Genomic DNA, 21110 nt, shown 5'->3' on the forward strand with positions numbered 1-21110 from the left:
TGCACCGGTGCGATAGAGATGCTTCGCTGCGCTCAGCATGACGGACGCCCACTCCTCCACTCATCCACTCATCCAAAAGCCCACTCACCCCACTACCCGCTTGGGCGGATGCACCCAGCTACTAAGCTTCATTTGCACCACGCCGAACAGGGCTTCCTTGAAGATGCCCGACGACATTTTGGACTGCCCGCGGGTGCGGTCGGTGAAGATGATGGGCACTTCCTTGATGCGAAAGCCGAGCTTATAGGTCAGCCACTTCATCTCAATCTGGAAGGCGTAGCCCACGAAGTGAATCTTGGTGAGGTCGATGGCGCGCAGCACGCGGGCCGCGTAGCACTTGAAGCCCGCCGTGGCGTCGTGGATGGGCATACCCGTGATGGCGCGCACGTAGCGCGAAGCGAAGTACGACATCAGCACCCGGCTCATGGGCCAGTTTACCACGTTTACGCCGTCGCTGTAGCGCGAGCCGATGGCCAGGTCGTAGCCCTGCACGGCGCAGGCTTCGTGCAGGCGCAGCAGGTCGTGCGGGTTGTGCGAGAAGTCGGCATCCATCTCAAACACAAAGTCGTAGCCCCGCGCCAGTGCCCACCGAAAGCCGAAAATATAAGCCGTGCCCAGTCCCTGCTTGCCGGCGCGCTCTTCCAGAAAAAGGCGGCCCGCAAACTCGGCCAGCAGCCCGCGCACGATGGCCCCGGTGCCGTCTGGCGAGCCGTCGTCGATAATCAGCACGTGAAAATCCTTGGGCAGCCCCATCACCGCCCGAATTATCAGCTCAACGTTTTCCCGCTCGTTGTACGTCGGAATCAAGACCAGTCCGGCGGCCAGTGTACTCATCGGGGACAAAGATAGGGGCGGTGAAATGGTGAGGTAGTGAAATAGTGAAACAAGGGCATCATCAGCGGAAAGACAACGGCAACGGGCCGCCGTTGCGCTGCCTTACCACCTCACTAGTTCACCGCTGGCCAATTCGCCGCTCACCTTGCGGGCGTGCTTCACGCAGTCGGGCACGCTCACGCCGGCCTGCCAGTTGGCCACCGCCACGATGCCCTGGGCGGCCAGCGGGGCCACGGCCGCCCGCGCCGCCGCCAGGTGCTGGTCGAACTGCGGGATGCTGCGCGGCCAGTAGTAGCGCCCCTGCCAGCGCGGCGCGCCCGCGATGCCGTAGAGCCGGCCCAGTTCCTCATGCACGGCGGCCAGCTGCGCGGCCTCGGGCTCCTGCGCCTGCCGCGCAAACTGCGCCCCGCCCACGAAGCTGGTAAACAGCACCTGCCCGGCCGGCACGCGGTCGGGAAACAGCGAGCTGGTCCAGATAGAGCCGGCCGAGTAGGTGCCTTCCACTTTGGGGTTCAGCGCCCCAAAGCCCGCCAGCTCGTGCGCCACCTGCGCCCGGTCGTAGGCCGAGTACACCAGCGTCATGGGCGGGTAGCGCACGGCAGCCAGCGCCTCGGCGGCGGCTGGGTGCAGCGGGCGCAGCAGCTCGGCCGCCGCGTAGGCCGGCACCGCCAGCGCCAGGTGAGAGTAGTGGGTGAGGGGGTGAGGAGGTGAGGAGGTAAGTTGGGTAGAGGCAAAACTGAGCCGGTAAGCAGGAGCTGCCAGCTCATTGCTCATTGCTACTTGCTCATTGTCAATTGCAACTACGGCCTGGCCGGGGCGGTAGCTGGTGAGGCGGGCGGCCAGCGCTTCGGTCAGCGTTTGCACGCCGCCGCGCAGCGTGATGGTGCGCCGCCGCTGGCCGGTTTTGCCTTTTTGCGAAGCCGCGAAGCCCCGCAGCACCGAGCCATACTGCTGCTCCAGCGCCGCCAGCTGCGGGAAGGTGAGCGAGAGCAGCAGCTTGCGCGGGTCGCCGGCGTAGATGCCCGCCACGAATGGATTGACGGCGTACTCGACTACCTCCGGCCCGAAATGCCGCTCGAAAAAGGCCGCTACCGTTTCGCCCGGCACGGGCGGCGCGGGGCGGCGCAGCAGCTCGCGCAGCAAATTGAATTTGGTTTTGAAGCTAAAAAACGGGCTGGCCAGCAGCTTGGGCGGCGAAGCGGGCAGAGCCTGGTACTGCCCGTGGCGCAGCACGTAGCGGTGCTGGCTCACCGGGGCCGCCTCCTGTATGGCGTCCTGCAAGCCCAGCTCGGTTAGTAATTCTTCCAGCTCGGGGCTAAGCAACAAAGAGTTAGGCCCAGCTTCGAGCTGGTAGCCGGCGGCTTCGCGGGGCGATAGCAGGTTGCCGCCGGGCCGCGCGCTGGCCTCGAAGAGGTCGTAGGCCACGCCCGCTTTTTGGAGGTAGTAGGCCAGCGTGAGGCCGGTGAGGCCGCCGCCGATGATGGCAATACGCATAGATTTTGGGCTGTTAGCTAATAGCCGTTAGCTGATAGCTTTGTTTTTTTATAAGCAGAAAGCTAACCGCCAATAGCTCTCAGCCAGCAGCTAAAGATTATGAATAAAGCCGTATTTCTGGACCGCGACGGCGTCCTCAACGAAGAAATGGGCGACTACGTCTGGACGCCCGAGCGCTTCCATATCGTGCCCGGCGTGCCCGAAAGCCTGCGCCGCCTCAAGGCCGCCGGCTACTACCTCGTGGTAGTTACCAACCAAGCGGGCATCGCCAAGGGCCTCTACACCCGCGCGGCGGTGGAGGAGTGCCACAGCATCTTGCAGCAAGCCTGCGGCCACGTCATCGACGCGCTCTATTTTGCTGAAAATCACCCCTCCGTGAGCGAGTCCATCTTCCGCAAGCCCGATTCGGGAATGCTCGAAAAAGCCATTGGCCGCTTCAACCTCGACCCCGCCCAAAGCTGGATAGTAGGCGACCGCGCCCGCGACCTAGAGGCCGGGGCGCGGGTAGGCGTGCGGGGCATCCTGGTGGGGCACAGCGAATCGGTAGTTTATGAGCCCCGCGTGGCGGATTTGGCGGCGGCTACGGAGGTGATTTTGGGGTAGTAGCGCGGACTTTTAGTGCGCGAATGAATAGGCTCTTTTACTCGCGGAATAAATATCCGCGCTACTCATAAAACGATTCCAGCGCCGCGCGCAGCGTGGCAAACTCAAATTGAAAGCCCTGGCTGAGCACCTTGTCGGCGCTCACGCGCTGCGAGCCCAGCACGATTTCGCTCATCTCGCCCATCGCCAGCTTGAGGCCGAAGGCGGGTACTTTGGGCAGCACCAGCGGCTTGTGCATCACCTGGGCCAGGGTTTCGGTAAACTCCTGGTTGGTAGCGGGGTGCGGGGCCACGGCGTTGTAGACGCCCTGCCAGAGCTCGTCGCGCAGCATCTGCACCAGCAGGCGGCACAGGTCGTCGAGGTGCACCCAGCTCATGTACTGCCGGCCCGAGCCCAGCGGCGCGCCCACCCCGATGCGCACGGTTTTGGCGATGGGTACCAGCGCGCCGCCCTCGGGGCTGAGTACGATGCCGATGCGCGGCAGCACCACCCGCAAGCCGGGCGCTTCGATGGCGCGGGCGGCGGCTTCCCATTGCAACACCACGTCGGCCAGAAAGTCGTCGCCGGGCGCGGCGGTGGGCGAGTTTTCGTGCAGCAGCTCATCGCCCCGGTCGCCGTAGATGCCAATGGCCGAGGCCGATAGCAGCGTGTGCACGTGGTGGCCGCCCTTAGCCAGCTCGCGCTGAAGCAGCTCCAGGCCATCGAGGCGGCTGCGCAGAATCTCCTGCTTGCGGGCGGTCGTCCACTTGCCCTCGGCTACGTTGCTGCCCGCAAGGTTCACGATGCAGTCGGCGTAGGGCAGGGCGGCGGGGTCGATGGTGCCCGCCGCCGGGTCCCAGCCGAAAAGCCGGAAATGGCTGCTCTTGGCTGGGTCGCGGGTGAGCAGGGCCACGTCGTGACCACCGTCAATCAGTAGCTCGGCCAGCCGCTGGCCTATCATGCCCGTGCCGCCAGTGATGAGGATTCTCATAGATTAATTGAGCTGTTAGCTACTAGCTGTTGGCTGTTAGCTGCTGAGATAATGGTGCAATAAACACATGCGGCGGGAAAAGCTACCAGCTAACAGCCAGTGGCTAACAGCTCACAACGCTACTTCCCTATCTGCCGCAAAAACTCATTGCGCAGCTGCGCGTCTTCCAGAAACTTGCCGCCGTACTCGCTGGTGAGCGTGGAACTACTCGTGTCATTTACGCCGCGGCTCATCACGCAGAGGTGGTCGGCCTCGATGAGCACGGCCACGTCGGGCGTGCCCAGGCTGTGGCGCAGGTGTTCGGCTATCTGGCGCGTGAGGCGCTCCTGCACCTGCGGGCGGCGGGCGTAGTACTGCACCACGCGATTGAGCTTGCTGAGGCCAACTACGTGCTTGCCAGGTAGGTAGGCTACGTGCGCCTTGCCGATAATGGGCACGAAATGGTGCTCGCAGCACGAAAACACCGTGATGTCGCGCTCCACCAGCAGCTGCTGGTACTCGTAGCGGTTCTCAAATAGGCGCACCTCGGGGCGGTGGGCGGGGTTGAGGCCGTTAAACCACTCTTGCACAAACATTTTGGCCACGCGGCGCGGCGTGCCAGCCAGGCTGTCGTCGGTGAGGTCGAGGCCCAGCTCGTCCATAATGGCCCGGAAATGGCCGGTGATGGCCTCAATCTTATCGGCATCGGGGCGGGCAAAGGCATCGGGGCGCAGGGGCGTGCGCAGGCCGGGCGGCAAGTGGGCGTCGGGGTGGTCGGCGTTGGCCGCGGGGTTAGGCTCCTCCATCATATTCTACAAAATTACGGTCGGTCTCGTGGAGCGTGACCGCGAGCTTCAGCGAAGCCGGCAGGGCGGGGCGCAGCCGGTTCCAGATAACGACGGCGATGTTTTCGGCCGTCGGGTTGAGGACGCGGAACTCCTCCGTGTCTAGGTTCAGATTCTTGTGGTCGAAGCGGTTGAGCACCTCCCGCTTGATGAGGGTGCCCAGCGCCTTGAGGTCGTAGACGTAGCCCGTTTCGGGGTCGATGGGGCCGGTGAGGCGCACCTCCAGGTTGTAGTTGTGGCCGTGGTAGTTAGGGTTGTTGCACTTGCCAAAAACCTGCTGGTTGCGGGCCTCATCCCAGGCCGGGTTGTGCAGGCGGTGGGCGGCGTTGAAGTGCTCGGCGCGGCAAATGGTCAGCTCAGACATAGGTAGCTTAAACTACGGCGGCGGGCTTTTGTTGCCGGGTTTTTGGTTGCGTAAAAGCCCTGAGAATAGTACTTAAATTATAAAAAATCGGATTTACTAAAAAAAATGCAAGTTTCTTGTTTTTATACAGAATACGCTGCTTAAATTTGGCCATTCGTAAGGAATGACGGTTATCAAACTTCGTTTTATCTTATTCAGCAAGCATCTTTCTTTTAGTCGTTATGAACAAAAAAATACTATTGGTCCTGCTGCTGGTGCTGGCAGGGCTGCGGGTTTCGGCCCAGCGCTCGCCGGTAGAGGAAGCCGATAAATCGGTGGGTAACATTCCGCGCAAAGGGCAGCAGGTGAGCATTCAGCTCGACAACAAGCGCGTGGAAACCTCGTGGGTGAAGCAATTGAGCGAGCAGTTTCCGGGCAAGGTGAAAAATAACAAAGGCGTTGTGACGATGGACGGCGTGATTATCCCCGAAATTTCGGCCACGCCCATCCGCGTTATCAGCCGCGTCGACGCGCTGCCCACCGGCACGGGCGTGTGGTGGAGCATCGACCTGGGCAACGCTTACCTGGGCCGCGAATCGACGCCGAGCCAGTGGCGCGCCGCCGAAAAGTACCTCAAGGACTTTGCCCGCTCGATGTACCGCGAAGATTTGATGGCCCAGATTGCCGACGCCGAAAAGGCGCTGGTGCAGTCGCAAAACAACAATATGTCGGTGATTGAGAAGGCCAACACCATCAAGAAGGACATCGAAAAGAACAAGGCCCGCAAGCTCGAAATCCAGCAAATGCTGGCCGCCAACGCCGCCGAATTGCAGCAGTACAATAACTCTATCGACACCAACCTGAAAGAGCAGGAAGCTGCCCGCGCCGATATCGTGAACATGCGCGTGGCCCTGGAGGCCGTGAAGGAGCGCATGAGCAAAATAGAATAACCGCCGCCTTCAGCCCGTTTTTAGTTTATCATTATCGACTTATTACTAGCGTTTAACCTTTCGATTTGTGCTTGATTAGTAATGCAATGCCTCCCCATTTAGGGGAGGCATTTTTAGTGGGGTAGGGGCGCGGCGGCCAACCTCGGCGGCTGCTTTCCGTTTGGGCAACGGAGTACTCCCTCCCCAAAACACTCCCTGACCCCATGGAAAAGACCGAAACGCAGCACCAGGTGCACCTGGAAAGCGCCGTAAAACTCCTCACCGGCGACCTGCAAGACGAAGCCAGCAAAGCGGGCATTGACAATAACCTACAGCGCTGGATTGAAGACCTGAAAGCCGCCCACAACCCCGAGTTTCACAAGCTGGTAACCGACCTGCAAGCCCTGAAAGCTCTGCTGAACAGCGGCACTTACGATGGCGACCAAACCGGCCGCCTGCTGCACCACCTGGGCACCGAAACGGCCCGCGTGGCCGGGTTTGCCACCGGCAATACCGTGGCGCACGTCGAGAAGCTGAGCGCCGCCCTGCTAGCCGCCGCCGGCCAGCTGCAAGGTGGCAGCACCTCGCCCGAGGAAGACCTCAAGAACGATAGCAAAGGCATTGACCGCCAGAGCTAAAATAGTAGTTTAGTGATTGATAAACAGGCATCCGTGAGTAGTTCGCGGGTGCCTGTTTTGTTGAAAAGGATTCCGGCCTAGCTATTGTCCGTGCTTATGAAAATCTTTGTGTATACCGCGCTTAACGAAGCGGCGCGGGCCTACCTGCACCAGCAACTACCCGTCGAGGCAGACGTGACTTTTAACGCCGACCTGCCCACCGACGAGGCGCGGGCGGCATTGCAATCGGCTGAAATTGTCTTAGGCAACCCGCCGCCCGCGTGGCTCACGGCCGGGCCGCTGCCGGCGCTGAAATTCTGGCAGATAGACTCGGCGGGCTTCGACCGCTACAAGGGCGTGCAACTGGCCGTGCCGGTAGCTAATATGGGCGATTTTTTTGCCTGGGCCTGCGCCGAAACGATGGTGGCCGGCCTGCTGGCCCTCTACCGCCGCCTGCCCGAGCTGGTGCTTTTGCAGGCCAAGCAGCAGTGGGTAGGGGCCGAAGTGCGCGGCCGCCAGGGTTTGCTGCGCGACAAGCGCGTGGTGATACTCGGGGCGGGCACCATCGGGCAGGCCGTGCGCGAGCAGCTCAGCGGCTTTGGCTGCGCGGTGCAATTTTTGGCCCGCCGCGACCCGCAGGCGCAGCTACACACCCAGAAAGAGCTAGCCGCCGCCCTGCCCGAAACCGACGTGGTAGTGAACTGCCTGCCTGGTAGCGCCGACGGGTTTTTCTCGGCCGAGCTGGTGGCTGCCCTGCGCCCCGATGCCATCTACGCCAGCGTGGGCCGCGGCAACACCACCGACGAGCCCGCCCTCGTCGCGGCCTTGCAGGCCGGCCGCCTCGGCGGGGCCGTGCTCGACGTCACGGCTACTGAGCCCATTCCGGCCGGCCACCCGCTCTGGGTTTTGCCCAACGTGCTGCTGACCCAGCACACCGGCGGCGGCCAGCCCCGCGAGGCCGAGGGCAAAATCGACCAGTTTATTCGTAACCTGATGCGCCTGCGCACTGGCCAGCCGCTGGAAAACCCAGTGCAGCTGGCCGAAGGGTATTAAATGAACTGGGTGGGATAACAACGTTTTGTCATGCAGAGCGCAGCGAAGCATCTCGCGTGGCGCAGTAATCCTTGACGTTTTGAGAATAGTGCAGCACGCGAGATGCTTCGCTGCGCTCTGCATGACCTGTTAAATAATTAGCTTTTAGCATTTCATGTCTCAGATTGCTTGCTAAGCAGCTCATTGGCTTCCTCGTCCGTCAGCACCACGGCCCCGGTGTCGCCGTCGGGGAAGATGAGGCGTGCCGTGGCGTGGCGCAGCTCCTCAAGGCGCGCCAGGGTATCGGCCACCGTGGGGTTGGCCTCTATTTTAGCCAGCAGGCCACTGCTGCGGGCCACCTGAAAAAGCTTTTCGAGCACAAAAGGCAGCACCCAGCCTACCACGTTGCTCATAAAAGCGCCCCGCAAACCCAGGCGTAGCAGGAGGCTGGCGGTCATGCGCTCGAGCAGCAGCACGCGGGCGGCGGGCAGGGCTTTATCGGTCAAAAAATCAACCACCAGGCGGGCGTGGCCATTCTGCACTTCGGCCCGCAGCACCTCCTGCACCGAGTCGAGGGCCCGCTGCACGAGCTGGCGAAACAGCCGGCCGGTGCGGCCGGCTCGCTGGCCGGCCTGCCGGGCGGCGCTGGCCACCTGGCCCGGCAGCTCGGTCGGAAAAGAAAAATACTTCATAGTAAAGACAAAGTAGCCAGCCCGTGCACAGCGGCGCTGGCGACAGCAAAGGTGTATACGGCGCGCCCAAATAGACTGGTGCGGCGGCGCCCGTTGTGGGCATGCGGAAAGCTGGGCGAAAGGTTGCACTTAAACCTTCAGGCAGGGAAGATTGTCTGCTGGTGCGTGCGGCGCACGCAAAAAGCCGAACTATACGCCGGCGCGTTAGGTTAGCTAGGGACACTTTCGGGAGGCAGTTTAGCCAACTTGTTTAAGGTATTCCCGTTACGCGTTTTATCTAACCGGTCGCATCCGCCGGTTTTGCTTATGTCTGATTTGCTACTCGACGTTAATTTACAAAAGGTGCCCGACGACTACCTCGCCGGGGCCTGGCGGGTGGCCCACCGCGTACTCAACCGGGCCGACCCGGCCAGCGCGCTCGCGCAGGCGACCAACCTGCTGCTGGGGGGGCAGCAGCTGGAGCTACAGGCCCCCGACCAGCACGAAACCGGCAGCTGGGCCGTGCAGCGCGACGAGCTGCTCAACCGCCCTTACCTCAGCCTGACGCTGCCCAGCGAGGACCTGCGCGCGCTGGTAACGCGCCTGCGCCGCACCACCGACGGCGCGCGCGCCCAGCTAAACCTCTACTTCAGCTCGGGGCTGGAAATGCAGCTCGACCGCCCGTAACCTATTTAGTAACTACCCCTTACGCCTTGCTTGCTGTGGCCGATTCTGCTGCTACCTCCAGCCTTCCTACGCTTATTGAAAGCGAGTTTCAATTTCTGGCCGATTTCATTCCGCAGTTGGTTTGGATAACCGACCCTACGGGCGACCACTTGTACTTCAACCAGCGCTGGATTGACTACACGGGCTACGCGCTGGCCGACAGCGTGGGGCCCGACATGTGGAATAACCTGCTGCACCCCGACGACCGCGCCCGCGCCCGCCAGGTGTGGGGCCACTCGCTGGCCACCGGCGATAACTACGAAATTGAATACCGCTTCAAATCCAAAGCCGGCGACTACCGCTGGTTTTTGGGCCAGGCTAGCCCCCGGTGCGACGAGTCTGGTAGTATTGCCACCTGGTTTGGTACCTGCACCGACATTCACGACCAGAAGCTGGCCGCCGAAGCCCTGGCTGAGCGCGAGTCGGAGTTTACAACCCTGGCCGACAACGTGGCCCAGCTTTCGTGGATGGCCCGGCCCGATGGCAATATTTATTGGTATAACAAGCGCTGGTACGACTTCACGGGCACCACGCCAGAGGAAATGGCTGGCTGGGGCTGGCAGAAAGTGCACCACCCCAAGCACGCCAGCCAGGTAGTTGAGTTTGTGCGTGCTGCCTGGGCTAAAGGCGAGCCCTGGGAGCTGACGTTTCCGCTGAAGCGGCACGATGGCGAGTACCGCTGGTTTTTGACTCGCGCCGTGCCCATTCGCGACGAGCACGGCCAGCTACTGCGCTGGCTGGGCACCAACACCGACGTAACCAAGATGCGTGAGCTGCAAGAGCAGCTGCAAAACTCCTACGCCGACCTGGAGGCCAAAGTGACCTTCCGCAACTTGGAGCTGGAGCACGAGGTGCAAAAGCTCCGCAAGCAGCTCGGGGCAGCGTAAGCTATTCAGTGTACCGTAAGCTTTAGCTTGCGAGCGAGCGCAGCGAGCAGCCGCGCCTGCCAACGTTCGCTTACGTCCTACTCGCTGCGCTCGTTCGCAAGCTAAAGCTTACGGTACATACAAGATGGGGCCGGCCGCGCAAGCAGCCGGCCCCGCTTTTTTAGCGTTTAAGCCCCCATGAACGCTATTATCATTGAAAAGCCCGGCGGCCCCGACGTGCTGCATTTGCAAGAAGCCCCACGCCCCACGCCCGCCGCTGGCCAGGTACTCATTCGCGTGCACGCCGCCGGCGTCAACCGCCCCGACGTGCTGATGCGCCAAGGCAAATACGCCGGCAGCGGCGACGTAACCGGCTCGGTGCCCGGCCTCGAAATCGCCGGCACCGTCGAAGCGTGCGGCCCCGATGCCCCGCGCTGGCGGCCCGGCGATGCCGTGTGCGCCCTGCTGGCGGCGGGCGGCTACGCCGACTACGCCGTAGTCGATGCCCACCACTGCCTGCCCGTGCCCGCCGGCCTCAGCATGACGGAAGCCGCCGCGCTGCCCGAAACCGTGTTTACGGTGTGGCACAACGTGTTTCAGCGCGGCTGCTTGCAGCCCGGCGAGACGCTGCTGGTGCACGGCGGTAGCAGCGGCATCGGCACCACGGCCATTCAGCTGGCGCGGGCGCTGGGCAGCCGGGTAGCCATCACGGCCGGCGACGAGGCCAAGTGCCAGGCCTGTCGCGAGTTGGGCGCCGAGTGGGCCATCAATTACAAAACCGACGACTTCGAGCAAGTGCTGAAAGAAGCCGGCATCGACGTAATTCTGGACATGATAGGCGGCGACTACGTGCCCAAAAACCTGCGCCTGCTACGCGACGATGGCCGCCTGGTGTTCATCAACGCCATGCAAGGCGCGAAAGCCGAGCTCAACGCGCTGGAGGTAATGAGCCGCCGCCTCACCATCACGGGCAGCACCCTGCGCCCGCGCTCGGCCGAGTTCAAGGCCGCCCTGGCCGCCGCGGTCGAAAAGCATGTGTGGCCGCTCATCGCGGCCGGGAAATTTCGCCCGATTATCGACCGCACTTTCCCGCTGGCCGAGGCGGCCGCCGCCCACCAGCGTATGGAGAGTAGCGCCCACATCGGCAAAATCGTGCTGACGGTTGCTAAATAAGTAACTAACCGTCATGCTGAACGCAGTGAAGCATCTCTACCGCACCGTTGAATAGCCAACAATGGTGCGGTAGAGATGCTTCACTGCGTTCAGCATGACTAAAAAAGCGCAGTCAGCCTACGCCTTTTTCTTCCACTTTATGCCGCAGCCAATGGCCTGCGTGGTGCTGGTAGCGGCGGACTTGCCGGCCATGATATCAGTCATGGCGTTGTCTAGATATTTGGTTTTCACCAGCTTGACGTCTTCGGAGTTGTCGTCAATCGCCCCGACATAGGCCACCACGAAATCCGCGCCCTGGCGCTTGAGCACGTAGAGGTGCGGCGTGCGGGTAGCGCCGAAGGTGCGGGCCACCTGCTGCGTTTCGTCCTGCAAATAGGGGAAGGTGTAGCCATGCTCTTTGGCGCGGCGCTGCATAGCGGCGTAGGAGTCGCCGGGCACGCTGGCCGCGTCGTTGGGGTTGATGGCCACCACGGGGTAGCCCAGCGGGGCGTATTTCTTATCGAGGGCGATGATGCGGTCTTCGTAGGCCTGGGCGAAGGGGCAGGTATTGCAGGTAAAAACCACGATATAACCCTTGGCGGACTTATTGTCGGCCAGCGACACGAGCTTGCCATCCACGTTTTTGAGCTTGAAATCAGCGGCTTTGTCGCCGACTTTGTAGCCTTCGGCGGCGGGGCGCAGCACGAAGCTGCTGAGGACAAGCGCGCACAAAGCGAGTAGCGGGAGGATTTTTTTCATAAGTAGGAAATATAACACCAAGCTCCAGCTTGGTGAGGCGATGAAAAGGCGGCGTAGCCGTGCCCGGCCGAGTCACCAAGCTGGAGCTTGGTGTTACAAAAACTTACGCAACTCAGCTGTCAGTTCTGCCGCCGTGAGCGGCTGCTCAAAAGTAGCCCGTTTCCGGGCTTGGTTGTTATAAATCAGGGTAAACGGAATCGAGCCCGACCATTTTTTATCCACCTTTTGCAGCCAGGTGTTGGGGTCGGTTTCGTCGAGGAGCAGCACTTCTGACTTGAGGCCCCGCTTCTGCACGAAGGGCTTCACCTTCTTGTCTAGCTGCGAGCGGTAGTCGAGGCTGACGAGCACGAACTTCACTTTCTTACCGGCCTGGGCGGCGCGCACTCGCTCAAAAGCGGGCAGCTCCTGCACGCAGGGGCCGCACCAGGTAGCCCAGAAATTGACCACGTAAGTAGTGTCGCCGGGGCGGGCGAGGCGCTGTTGCAGCTCGGGAAATTTGAGCACGGCCACGCGCTGCGCGAAGCTGGGCGCGGCCAGCAGCAGCGCGGCACTGGCCAGGAAGTAGCGAAAACGTAACATAAAGCGGTAAATGAGGCAGTAGGCGACGAAGGCGCGACCTAAACCGCGCAGGCACAAGCGAAAGCCGGTGCCACAAATACAGACAGCCAAGCCCGCCCGGAAGTTGCGCCCCCGCGCCCGGCCGTACCTTTGCGGCTGGCCGCAACTTTCGCTTTCCGGCCGTAGTTTTTCGAGCATGAACAAGCAGTATTGCCCCAGCCTCACCGAGTATAAGCGCCGCGTGGCGCGGGTTGTCAACATTGGCGGCGTGCCCCTGGGCGGCGACTACCCCATCCGGGTGCAGAGCATGACCACCGTGGACACGATGGACACGCTCGGCTCGGTCGAGCAGACGCTGCGCATGGTGGAGGCGGGCTGCGAGTACGTCCGCATCACGGCGCCCAGTGTGAAGGAAGCCCAGAACCTGCTGGAAATTAAGAAGCAACTGCGCGCGCGCGGCTGCAACGTGCCGCTCATTGCCGACATCCACTTCACGCCCAACGCCGCCGAACTGGCCGCCCGCATCGTGGAGAAAGTGCGCGTGAACCCCGGCAACTACGCCGACAAAAAGAAATTCGAGGAAATCAACTACACCGACGCCAGCTACGCGGCCGAGGTCGAGCGCATCCGCGAGCGGTTTCGGCCGCTGGTTAAAATCTGCAAGCAGTACGGCACCGCCATGCGCATTGGCACCAACCACGGCTCGCTGAGCGACCGCATTCTGAGCCGCTACGGCGACACGCCGCTCGGCATGGTAGAATCGGCGCTGGAGTTTTTGCGCCTCTGCGAAGAAGAAAACTACTACGATGTGGTGCTGAGCATGAAAGCCAGCAACACCCAGGTGATGGTGCAGGCCTACCGCCTGCTGGTGCAAAAGCTCGACGAGGAAGGCTTGCAGCCCTACCCCCTGCACCTGGGCGTGACCGAGGCCGGCGAAGCCGAAGATGGCCGCATCAAGAGCGCTGTGGGTATCGGCACGCTGCTCGAAGATGGCCTGGGCGACACCGTGCGTGTGAGCCTCACCGAGGCGCCGGAGCACGAGGCGCCGGTGGCTAAGATGCTGATTGACCGCTACACCAGCCGCGCCGCGCTGGCCCAGCCCATCAAGCCGCTGGAAGGGGAGGAGCCCATCAATCCGTTTCAGTACTACCGCCGCCACACCCACGAAGTAGCCAATTTTGGGGGCCTCAACGTGCCCCGCGTGGTGGCTGACTTGTCGCGCCTGCCGCAGCTCGAATACGCCGACCTGCGCGCCGCCGGGCACTTGTATTCGCCGTTCCTGGACAAGTTTCAGATGTCGGACCTCGGGGCCGACTACCTCTACACCGGCGAGCGGCCCGTGCCCTTCATGCTGCCCAATGGCCTGCGGGAAATCGTGAACTATCCCGCCTGGGTCGATGGCGGCCGCCGCCCCGACCAGTACCCGCTGATGACGGCCGACCGCTACATGGCCGACGAGCACCCCAATGCGTCGCTCGTCAACCACCCGCAGCTCAACTTCCTGCTGCTGACCCTCGACGCGCTCGACGCCCGGCTGCTCGACCGCCTGCGCCACGACCCCACCGTGGTGCTGGTGCTACACAGCCTCAACGCGCACGCCATGCCCGAAATGCGCCGCGCCTTCTTCGAGCTGATTAACCACGGCATCACCTGCCCGGTGCTGCTCGACCACGACTACCCCGCCCAGTCGGCCGAGCAAACCCAGCTCGACGCGGCCACCGACCTCGGCGGCCTGCTCATCGATGGCCTCGGCGATGGCATCGTGCTCGGCACCAGCCGCCTGCCCGCCGACTACACCCAGGCGCAGTGGCTCGACAAGATTGATGGCCTCAACCAGCTGAGCTTCGGTATCTTGCAGGCGGCCCGCACCCGCATGAGCAAGACCGAGTACATCAGCTGCCCCAGCTGCGGCCGCACGCTCTTCGACTTGCAGGAAACCACCGCCATGATTCGCAAGCGCACCGACCACCTCAAGGGCATCAAAATCGGCATTATGGGCTGCATCGTGAACGGCCCCGGCGAAATGGCCGACGCCGACTACGGCTACGTGGGCGTGGGCAAAGGCAAAATCGCCCTCTACCGCGGCCAGGACGTCATCAAGAAAGCCGTGCCCGAAGAACGCGCTGTAGACGAGCTAATCGAGCTCATGCGCGAGGACGGGAAGTGGATTGAGAAGGAAGTAGTAGGCGAGCCGGTGGGCGTGTAAACGAAATGCAAGCAGCTAACTTTTGAATTCGCTAGTATGTCAAAACGTGAGGATATAGCAGATAATATTGCGTGGATAGGGTGCTTGGGACTGCCTTTGCTAGCAGTGATATTTTTCGTAATATATTCTGGTTATAAATACGTTGATGAAAACTGGTTCTTTACTGATTATACAAATTTTAAGGTTGAAGAAGCCTGTAAGACCGGAAAGCTAAAACGGGGTATCTACAGTGGGGATTTTACGCTGTACGACCAAAAAAGCAGGGTCATGGATAACATGTCTGGTAAAGTCAAAATTAAAGATGGAGATGTCTTTGCTGTTGAGTACCGAATGCCTGGTTTCGATGTAAAGCAAGACGAGAATATTCCTACAACCGTTCGTATTACGATATGTGGTCAGAATTACGATTATGATGCTCGTGAAAAGCTTGAAGACCCGTTAGATTAACTGTTGAATTAAAGAGGTTATAAATAATGTTGCTTGTAATTAATTGGCTAATAAGTTTTTGATAAACTTGCCGCGTTTCATAGCTGCTAGGCAAATTCTACTTCTTCTCGGGCGATAATAGCGTCGTCCTTTTCAGAATCATCCTCGCGCATATCTTCCAGGTAAAGCGCCAAGGCATCCTGAATATTTTCTTTCACTTCCTCCACGGTTTTGCCCTGGGTGAGCACGCCGGGAATCTCTTTCAACTGGCCAATCAACTGGGTTTTGCCTTGGCGAATGAGCAGGGTAAATTTCATAAGAAGGATAAATTACGGGTTTAGGCTAAGGTAACAAGCTACCGCTGTTTCTTGTGCCACTGCGGCAGCTTCACCGCCCGATAAAGAACTCCCGAAACATAGCCAACTCCTCCAACTCCCGCTGCACGTAGGCCCAAAAAAACGACTCCCCCACCTGCCGTTGCAAAACGGAAATACCCACGTCAATCAAGCGCAGGCCTTGCTGCGTGAGCAGGATGTTATCGTAGCGGTCGCCGGGCAGGTGGGAGGGGCGCAGCAAGGCGCGGTGCACGAAGCCCGCCTGGTGCAGCGCCCGCAGGTCGTCGGCAAATATGTCAAACCAGATTTCCCGCATTTCCACTTCGTAAGCCCGAAAATCGAGCGGGTACAGGCGCTCCATCACCAGCATATCGGTGCCCAGCGCCGCGTTGGCTTCCAGGCGCAGAAATTTGACCACCAGCCCATTCACCTCGTTGGCAAACCGCATTTTCTCGGCCTCCGAGCCAATGTCGGAGCGGGTATCGTCGCTGAACAGCTTGCCCACTTCCGTTTCGGAAAGGGCGATGGCCGCGTTGTTGGCCCCGCGCGAAAGCTGGCGGGGGTAGCGTTTGGGTTCCATGGGGGCGGCGGGGTAGGGGTGCCGAAGATACTGCGACCGGCCTTGCCACCGCCGTCAGCGCCCGGCGTAGCTTTGCTACCCATGACCGCACCCGTGACTTTCGAACTGGCCACCGCCGGCCACGCCACGCTGCCCGCGCTATACACCGCCGCCGAGGTAGCGGCGCTGCTGCGGTGCCTCGAAAGCGCCCCCGCCGCTGGCCCCAATTTTCGGCGCAGCCAGGATGTCTTTGCCATTCGCCACCTGCTAGGCGAGGTGCCCGCGCTGTGGCCGCTGCTCGCCACGTCTGCCCTGCGCGGGCTGCTGCACGAACTTTTGCCAGCTGGCTGCCACCTCACCAAAGCCATTTATTTCGACAAGCCCGCCGGCTCTAACTGGCTGGTGGCCTGGCACCAGGATTTGATGATAAACGTGGACCGCCGCGCCGCCGACCTGCCCGGCTTCGGCCCCTGGACCGCCAAGGCCGGCTGGGTAGCCGTGCAGCCGCCCGTGGAAGTGCTCGAAAACACCGTCACCATCCGCCTGCACCTCGACGACTGCGACGCCACCAACGGCGCCCTCAAGGTAGTGCCCGGCTCGCACCTGGGCGGCGTGGCACCCGCCGAGACCATCGCGGCCCGCACCGCCTCGGCCACCGTGTGCACCGTGCCCGCTGGCGGGGCCATGCTCATGAAGCCGCTGCTGCACGCCTCCAATCGCAGCACCAGCAGCCGGCCGCGCCGGGTCATTCACCTGGAGTTTTCGGCCGCCGAGCTGCCCAGCGGGCTGGCTTGGCGCGAGCGGCGCGAGATAGTGTAGCTCAGGACTCTGCGAGTCCGAGCGCTCGCGCAGCTCGCATCCACGCAAGCAAACGTCTGTAATCGTAGATGCTCGCTGCGCGAGCGCTCGGACTCGCAGAGTCCAAGCTGCTTTTCCCGCCATTTGCGCAATCATTCTGCCGCCCATAATGTTAATTTGGCGGCACTAGCCTTTATCTATATGAACGGTAAAAACCTTTTCGACTTCGGCCCCGCCTTTGGTTATTTCTTCCGCAAGGCCGACCCGAACCGCAAATCGAATTTTAACCTGCGCACCATGCACTTCATCAATAAGCTGAGCATGGCGATGTTTTTGGTGGGCCTGGGCGTGTTGCTCTACCGCTGGTTTATCCGCTAAGCCGGGCCACGTATGAACATCGAGGAATACCGCGATTTCTGCCTGAGTTTGCCGGGCGCTACCGAGGAGCTACCTTTCGGCCCCGATACGCTGGTATTTAAAGTGGGTGGTAAGATATTTGCCTTCACCGACTTGCAGACGTTCGCCAGCTTCAACGTAAAGTGCGACCCCGCGCTGGCCGAAGAGCTGCGTGAGCAGTACGACTACGTGCGGCCGGGCTTTCACATGAATAAAAAGCACTGGAACACCATTCTTGTTGGGGCAGGCGCTACCTTGGCCCAGCAGCGCCAGTGGATTACGCACTCGTACCAGCTTGTGGTGGCCGCGCTGCCCAAGGCCGTGCGCACCGAACTGGCCGAGGCTACGAAAGAGCGGTAGCTACCAGGCGGCTTTGCGCGTGGCAGGTTCGTGCGGCTAGGCGGGTTCAGCTTGAGAATGCGCCTTGCCACTTGCTTGTGCATCAGTTCGGGAGCTACCGTAGCCGGTAGCAGAAGTAGGCTGCGCTCCGCTAGGAGGGCAGCCTTTTTTAGGCGCTAACGACGGCCGGAAAACAATTTTTTATGCGTAAAATGCAGAAAATCATTGACAAAGATTCTGCCAATGTTGAGCCAGTAAACAACCGGGTTGGGCGTTTTGAGCCGTAGCTAGCTACGGCCGGCGGATAATTTTGGGGCGTTATACCTTTTCGCTCTGTTAGCTGATGCAACGCAACTTCCGCCTCTTTCTGCACTGGTTATTTGTTCTTTTGCTGCCGGCCGCCAGCCCGGTTTTCGCCCAAAACCTGGCCCTGGGCAAGCCCGCCCTCGCCTCGTCGGCGGTGCAGGCCGCGAGCCGGGCAGTTGATGGCGACACGGGCACGCGCTGGGAAAGCGCCGCCAGCGACGCACAATATATCATCGTGGACCTGGGCGCGGCGCAGTCCATCGACCACATCCGGCTGCTGTGGGAAACGGCCCTGGGCAAGGATTTTACGCTGGACATCTCCGCCGTTACGGCCGCCCCGAGCGATGCCAGCTGGACCAACGTGGTAACTGGTACCTGGGTCACGGCCGTGACCGTCGTCGGCAATACCTTGACCACCAATGACTATACCGGCCTCGGCAAAAGCGGCCGCTACGTGCGGATGCGGGGCACGGCCCGCGGCACGGGCTACGGCTATTCGCTGTTTGAATTTGCCATTTATCCCTACGACCCCAACCCCAACCTGGCGTTCGGCAAGCCGGCCACGGCCTCGGCCAGCCCCATGCAGGCCGTAGCCAATGCCTTCGATGGCAACGGCAAAAGCCGCTGGGAAAGCGCCTACACCGACGCGCAGTACATCACGGTAGACCTGGGCGCGGTGCAAACCATCGACCGCATCCGCCTAACCTGGGAGGCGGCGCTGGGCAAGGATTTTACCTTGGACGTATCAAACGACGGCACTACCTGGACGACGGCCGCCACCGTCACGGGCAATACCTCGACCTCGAACGAATACGCCAACCTCGGCAAAAGCGGCCGCTACGTGCGCATGAACGGCACGGCCCGCGGCACCGCCTACGGCTACTCGCTGTATGAGTTTGAGGTATTTGCCGCTTCCAACAACGCCGCCAACCTCGCCGGCGCCAAGCCGGCCGTGGCCTCGTCCACTCAAGGCACGCTATCCGCGAGCTACGCCTTCGACAACGACCGGCTGACGCGCTGGGCCAGCACGGCCGGCCGCGACGATGCTTCCATCTACGTAGACCTGCGCGGCACCGCTACCATCTCGCGGGTGTACCTCGTCTGGGAAAAGGCCTACGGCGGCGATTTCACCATCGACGTCTCGGACGATGCCCAGACCTGGACCACCGTGGCTACTACCGTCGGCAACTCGTTTCACTTCAATGAGTACACGTTTTCGACGCCCGCCAGCGGCCGCTACGTGCGCATGAACGGCACCAAGCGCGGCACCACCATTTCGGACAATGGCTACTCGCTCTACGAGTTTCAGGTGAATGGCACCCTCGCGCAGCCGCTGCCCGTGGTGCTCACCAGCTTTGAAGCCGCGCCGCAGGGCGCGGGCGTCGCCCTGGGCTGGGCCACGGCCAGCGAGCAGCGCAATGCCGGCTTCGAGGTGCAGCGCTCGGCCGACGGCGTGGCCTTTGCGACGCTCGCCACGGTAGCGGGCCGGGGCACCACGCAAAGTGCTCACACTTACAGCTACTTCGACGCCGCGCCGCGCGGCACCACGGCCTACTACCGCCTCAAGCAACTGGATATCGAGGGCACATTTGCCTATAGCCCCGTGGTGGCCGTGCAGGCCGGGGCCGCCAGCCTGGCCGCGCTCCGCATCTACCCCAACCCCACCGCCGACCGTGCTACCGTAACCTGGGAAGCGCCTATTGAAGGTGCCGGCCGCTGGTACCTCACCAATAGCACCGGCCAGGTGGTGCACGCCGAGCCGCTGACCAGCGAGCATGCCGCCACGCTCACGCTTGACCTTCAGGCGTATCCGGCCGGCAGCTATGTGCTGACGGTGGAAAGCGCCGGCCACGTGCTGCGCCGCGCCCGAGTACAAAAAAGCAGCTAGTAGGGGTGCTCGGCAGCCTGAATGGCTACTGCCTCCGCTGCTGGTGCGGCGGTGGCAGTAGCCATTCGGTTTTAAGTACGGGCCGGGTAGCGGCGTTACCTTCGGGCTCGCCGAGCTACCAACCCCCGCGTACCCATGCCTACCCCGCCCAAAGACCTGCTCGCCAGCAAAGCCCCGCTGCACCCCCGCAACCCGCACCGCGAGCGCTACGATTTTGCCCAGCTCACCCAGGCCAGCCCGCCGCTCGCGCCCTTCGTGCACACCAATAAGTTTGGCGATGCCAGCATCGACTTCGCCAATCCCGAGGCCGTGAAGGCGCTCAATCGGGCGCTGCTGAAGCAGTTTTATGGCATCGCGCACTGGGATATTCCGGCCGGCTACCTGTGCCCGCCCATTCCCGGCCGGGCCGACTACCTGCACTACGTAGCCGACTTGCTGGCTGCCAGCAACAGCGGCGCGGTGCCGCGCGGCAAGGGCGTGTCGGTGCTCGACATCGGGGTAGGAGCCAATGCCATCTACCCCCTCATCGGCCGCCAGGAATACGGCTGGCGCTTTGTAGGCTCCGAAACCGATGCCGTGGCTTTGCGCGTCGCGCGCAACATCGTGAGGGCCAACGATGCTCTCAAAGGCAGCATCGACCTCCGCCATCAGCCCGACGCCGGCCACATGCTGGCCGGCATTCCCAAGCGCGGTGAGGTGTTCGACGCCACCATCTGCAACCCGCCTTTCTTCGCCTCGCTGGCCGAGGCTGAAGCCGGCACCCGCCGCAAAACCACCAACCTGGGCGGCCGCAACACCGGCCGCCCCGCGCCGCCCGTGCGCAACTTCGGCGGGCAGGCCAGCGAGCTGTGGTACCCCGGCGGCGAAGAGGCTTTTGTGCGCCAGCTCGTGAAAGAAAGCCACGCGCAGCCGGCCACCGCCTTCTGGTTTACTACGCTCGTGTCGCAAAGCCACACGCTGCCCGGCATCTACAAAGAGCTGCAATGGGCGGAGGCGGTGGAAGTAAAAACCATCGACATGGCCCAGGGCCAGAAAAAAAGCCGCCTCGTGGCCTGGACGTTTCTCACGCCCGAGCAGCAGGCCGCGTGGCGCGAAAAGCGGTGGGTGAAGGCTGTTTAAGGTGAGGATACGGCTGGCTGCTAGTGATTGTATACTCAAAAACAGCGAAGTAAAATGGATTTTGTAATCAGCATTCCCAACGACAAACTTGCTTTCGTTAAGCAATTACTGAGTGAGCTGAATTTGCCTCTGAAGCCAATTGAAGCGGCATCGCTCACCATTGCACAGCAACGGCTTGCTGACGACCTCACGGAATCGTTACGAGAAGTTGAGTTGCACCAGCAAGGAAAGATAAAATTGCAGACAGCTGAGGAGTTGCTTAAAGAGCTTGAGGACGAAGAAAAGCTTGAAAGAGAGTAGTAGTACAAGCTTATTCCAAAAGCAAGAAGCGCCCGCTGCACGTGCAGCGGGCGCTTCTTG

The 21110-nt window shown here is 61.6% G+C and carries 25 protein-coding genes; 15 read left to right on the plus strand and 10 right to left on the minus strand.

Annotation, left to right across the window (positions count from 1 at the left end; genetic code table 11):
• Positions 1 to 84: 84 nt before the first annotated feature.
• Both VFO93_RS09220 and hemG read right to left on the minus strand, forming a co-directional pair.
• On the minus strand, positions 85 to 834 hold the full coding sequence (locus VFO93_RS09220) for a polyprenol monophosphomannose synthase (protein WP_414653567.1): 750 nt from the start codon (positions 832 to 834) through the stop codon (positions 85 to 87).
• 102 nt (positions 835 to 936) lie between these two features.
• On the minus strand, positions 937 to 2328 hold the full coding sequence (hemG, locus tag VFO93_RS09225) for a protoporphyrinogen oxidase (RefSeq protein ID WP_325134073.1): 1392 nt from the start codon (positions 2326 to 2328) through the stop codon (positions 937 to 939).
• 99 nt (positions 2329 to 2427) lie between these two features.
• On the opposite strand from hemG, the gene VFO93_RS09230 reads away from it, so the two are divergent.
• Positions 2428 to 2931 carry an HAD family hydrolase gene (locus tag VFO93_RS09230; protein WP_325134074.1) on the plus strand — a complete coding sequence of 168 codons (504 nt, stop codon included), beginning with the start codon at positions 2428 to 2430 and terminating at the stop codon, positions 2929 to 2931.
• Positions 2932 to 2992: 61 nt separating this feature from the next.
• Here the strand turns inward: VFO93_RS09230 and VFO93_RS09235 are convergent, their stop codons facing one another.
• The 3 genes from VFO93_RS09235 to VFO93_RS09245 all read right to left on the minus strand — a co-directional run bounded on the left by VFO93_RS09235 (position 2993) and on the right by VFO93_RS09245 (position 5089).
• On the minus strand, positions 2993 to 3901 hold the full coding sequence (locus tag VFO93_RS09235; protein WP_325134075.1) for a TIGR01777 family oxidoreductase: 909 nt from the start codon (positions 3899 to 3901) through the stop codon (positions 2993 to 2995).
• Positions 3902 to 4020: 119 nt separating this feature from the next.
• A complete protein-coding gene (gene folE / locus VFO93_RS09240) occupies positions 4021 to 4686 on the minus strand; it encodes a GTP cyclohydrolase I FolE (RefSeq protein ID WP_325134097.1) in 666 nt (221 codons plus the stop codon).
• Positions 4673 to 5089 carry a 6-pyruvoyl trahydropterin synthase family protein gene (locus VFO93_RS09245; RefSeq protein ID WP_325134076.1) on the minus strand — a complete coding sequence of 139 codons (417 nt, stop codon included), beginning with the start codon at positions 5087 to 5089 and terminating at the stop codon, positions 4673 to 4675. The genes folE and VFO93_RS09245 overlap by 14 nt, the downstream gene beginning before the upstream one ends.
• Positions 5090 to 5310: 221 nt before the next feature.
• On the opposite strand from VFO93_RS09245, the gene VFO93_RS09250 reads away from it, so the two are divergent.
• The 3 genes from VFO93_RS09250 (at position 5311) to VFO93_RS09260 (ending at position 7667) form a co-directional block, all read left to right on the plus strand.
• The gene (locus VFO93_RS09250) at positions 5311 to 6018 is read left to right on the plus strand and encodes a DNA repair ATPase (protein ID WP_325134077.1); all 708 of its coding nucleotides are present in this window, start codon (positions 5311 to 5313) and stop codon (positions 6016 to 6018) included.
• A 203-nt stretch (positions 6019 to 6221) separates the two neighbouring features.
• On the plus strand, positions 6222 to 6635 hold the full coding sequence (locus VFO93_RS09255) for a hypothetical protein (RefSeq protein WP_325134078.1): 414 nt from the start codon (positions 6222 to 6224) through the stop codon (positions 6633 to 6635).
• A gap of 96 nt (positions 6636 to 6731) precedes the next feature.
• Positions 6732 to 7667 (plus strand): D-2-hydroxyacid dehydrogenase, encoded by a 936-nt coding sequence (locus VFO93_RS09260; RefSeq protein ID WP_325134079.1) that lies wholly within the window; start codon positions 6732 to 6734, stop codon positions 7665 to 7667.
• 152 nt (positions 7668 to 7819) lie between these two features.
• On the opposite strand, the gene VFO93_RS09265 is transcribed toward VFO93_RS09260, so the two are convergent.
• Positions 7820 to 8338, minus strand: a complete 519-nt coding sequence (locus tag VFO93_RS09265; RefSeq protein ID WP_325134080.1) for a hypothetical protein — start codon at positions 8336 to 8338, stop codon at positions 7820 to 7822.
• A 306-nt stretch (positions 8339 to 8644) separates the two neighbouring features.
• On the opposite strand from VFO93_RS09265, the gene VFO93_RS09270 reads away from it, so the two are divergent.
• From VFO93_RS09270 to VFO93_RS09280, 3 genes are all read left to right on the plus strand, one after another.
• Entirely contained in the window at positions 8645 to 9004 is a 360-nt protein-coding gene (locus tag VFO93_RS09270; RefSeq protein ID WP_325134081.1) for a hypothetical protein, read from the plus strand.
• A 35-nt stretch (positions 9005 to 9039) separates the two neighbouring features.
• Positions 9040 to 9930: a PAS domain-containing protein gene (locus VFO93_RS09275; RefSeq protein WP_325134082.1), complete on the plus strand. Its 891-nt coding sequence runs from the start codon at positions 9040 to 9042 to the stop codon at positions 9928 to 9930.
• A 177-nt stretch (positions 9931 to 10107) separates the two neighbouring features.
• Positions 10108 to 11082, plus strand: a complete 975-nt coding sequence (locus VFO93_RS09280; RefSeq protein WP_325134083.1) for an NAD(P)H-quinone oxidoreductase — start codon at positions 10108 to 10110, stop codon at positions 11080 to 11082.
• Positions 11083 to 11199: 117 nt separating this feature from the next.
• On the opposite strand, the gene VFO93_RS09285 is transcribed toward VFO93_RS09280, so the two are convergent.
• On the minus strand, positions 11200 to 11820 hold the full coding sequence (locus VFO93_RS09285) for a thioredoxin family protein (RefSeq protein ID WP_325134084.1): 621 nt from the start codon (positions 11818 to 11820) through the stop codon (positions 11200 to 11202).
• A gap of 93 nt (positions 11821 to 11913) precedes the next feature.
• A complete protein-coding gene (locus tag VFO93_RS09290) occupies positions 11914 to 12399 on the minus strand; it encodes a TlpA disulfide reductase family protein (RefSeq protein WP_325134085.1) in 486 nt (161 codons plus the stop codon).
• Between the two features lie 175 nt (positions 12400 to 12574).
• Between VFO93_RS09290 and ispG the strand changes: the two genes are divergently transcribed.
• Together ispG and VFO93_RS09300 are read left to right on the plus strand one after the other, a co-directional pair.
• Complete coding sequence (gene ispG / locus VFO93_RS09295; protein WP_325134086.1) at positions 12575 to 14584, plus strand: (E)-4-hydroxy-3-methylbut-2-enyl-diphosphate synthase; 2010 nt, start codon at positions 12575 to 12577, stop codon at positions 14582 to 14584.
• Between the two features lie 36 nt (positions 14585 to 14620).
• Positions 14621 to 15031: a hypothetical protein gene (locus tag VFO93_RS09300; protein WP_325134087.1), complete on the plus strand. Its 411-nt coding sequence runs from the start codon at positions 14621 to 14623 to the stop codon at positions 15029 to 15031.
• Positions 15032 to 15117: 86 nt separating this feature from the next.
• On the opposite strand, the gene VFO93_RS09305 is transcribed toward VFO93_RS09300, so the two are convergent.
• Entirely contained in the window at positions 15118 to 15327 is a 210-nt protein-coding gene (locus tag VFO93_RS09305; protein ID WP_325134088.1) for a type II toxin-antitoxin system HicB family antitoxin, read from the minus strand.
• Positions 15328 to 15397: 70 nt separating this feature from the next.
• Positions 15398 to 15925: a hypothetical protein gene (locus VFO93_RS09310; protein ID WP_325134089.1), complete on the minus strand. Its 528-nt coding sequence runs from the start codon at positions 15923 to 15925 to the stop codon at positions 15398 to 15400.
• 93 nt (positions 15926 to 16018) lie between these two features.
• On the opposite strand from VFO93_RS09310, the gene VFO93_RS09315 reads away from it, so the two are divergent.
• The 6 genes from VFO93_RS09315 to VFO93_RS09340 all read left to right on the plus strand — a co-directional run bounded on the left by VFO93_RS09315 (position 16019) and on the right by VFO93_RS09340 (position 21050).
• A complete protein-coding gene (locus VFO93_RS09315; protein ID WP_325134090.1) occupies positions 16019 to 16723 on the plus strand; it encodes a phytanoyl-CoA dioxygenase family protein in 705 nt (234 codons plus the stop codon).
• A gap of 180 nt (positions 16724 to 16903) precedes the next feature.
• Complete coding sequence (locus tag VFO93_RS09320; RefSeq protein ID WP_325134091.1) at positions 16904 to 17080, plus strand: DUF6728 family protein; 177 nt, start codon at positions 16904 to 16906, stop codon at positions 17078 to 17080.
• Positions 17081 to 17092: 12 nt separating this feature from the next.
• Positions 17093 to 17458, plus strand: coding sequence for an MmcQ/YjbR family DNA-binding protein (locus tag VFO93_RS09325; protein WP_325134092.1), 366 nt, complete (start codon positions 17093 to 17095; stop codon positions 17456 to 17458).
• A 322-nt stretch (positions 17459 to 17780) separates the two neighbouring features.
• Positions 17781 to 19631 carry a discoidin domain-containing protein gene (locus VFO93_RS09330; protein ID WP_325134093.1) on the plus strand — a complete coding sequence of 617 codons (1851 nt, stop codon included), beginning with the start codon at positions 17781 to 17783 and terminating at the stop codon, positions 19629 to 19631.
• A 135-nt stretch (positions 19632 to 19766) separates the two neighbouring features.
• Positions 19767 to 20750, plus strand: coding sequence for a 23S rRNA (adenine(1618)-N(6))-methyltransferase RlmF (rlmF, locus tag VFO93_RS09335; RefSeq protein WP_325134094.1), 984 nt, complete (start codon positions 19767 to 19769; stop codon positions 20748 to 20750).
• A 54-nt stretch (positions 20751 to 20804) separates the two neighbouring features.
• On the plus strand, positions 20805 to 21050 hold the full coding sequence (locus VFO93_RS09340) for a hypothetical protein (RefSeq protein ID WP_325134095.1): 246 nt from the start codon (positions 20805 to 20807) through the stop codon (positions 21048 to 21050).
• Positions 21051 to 21110 lie beyond the last annotated feature (60 nt).

It is taken from the genome of Hymenobacter sp., from assembly GCF_035709525.1.
Lineage (GTDB): Bacteria > Bacteroidota > Bacteroidia > Cytophagales > Hymenobacteraceae > Hymenobacter.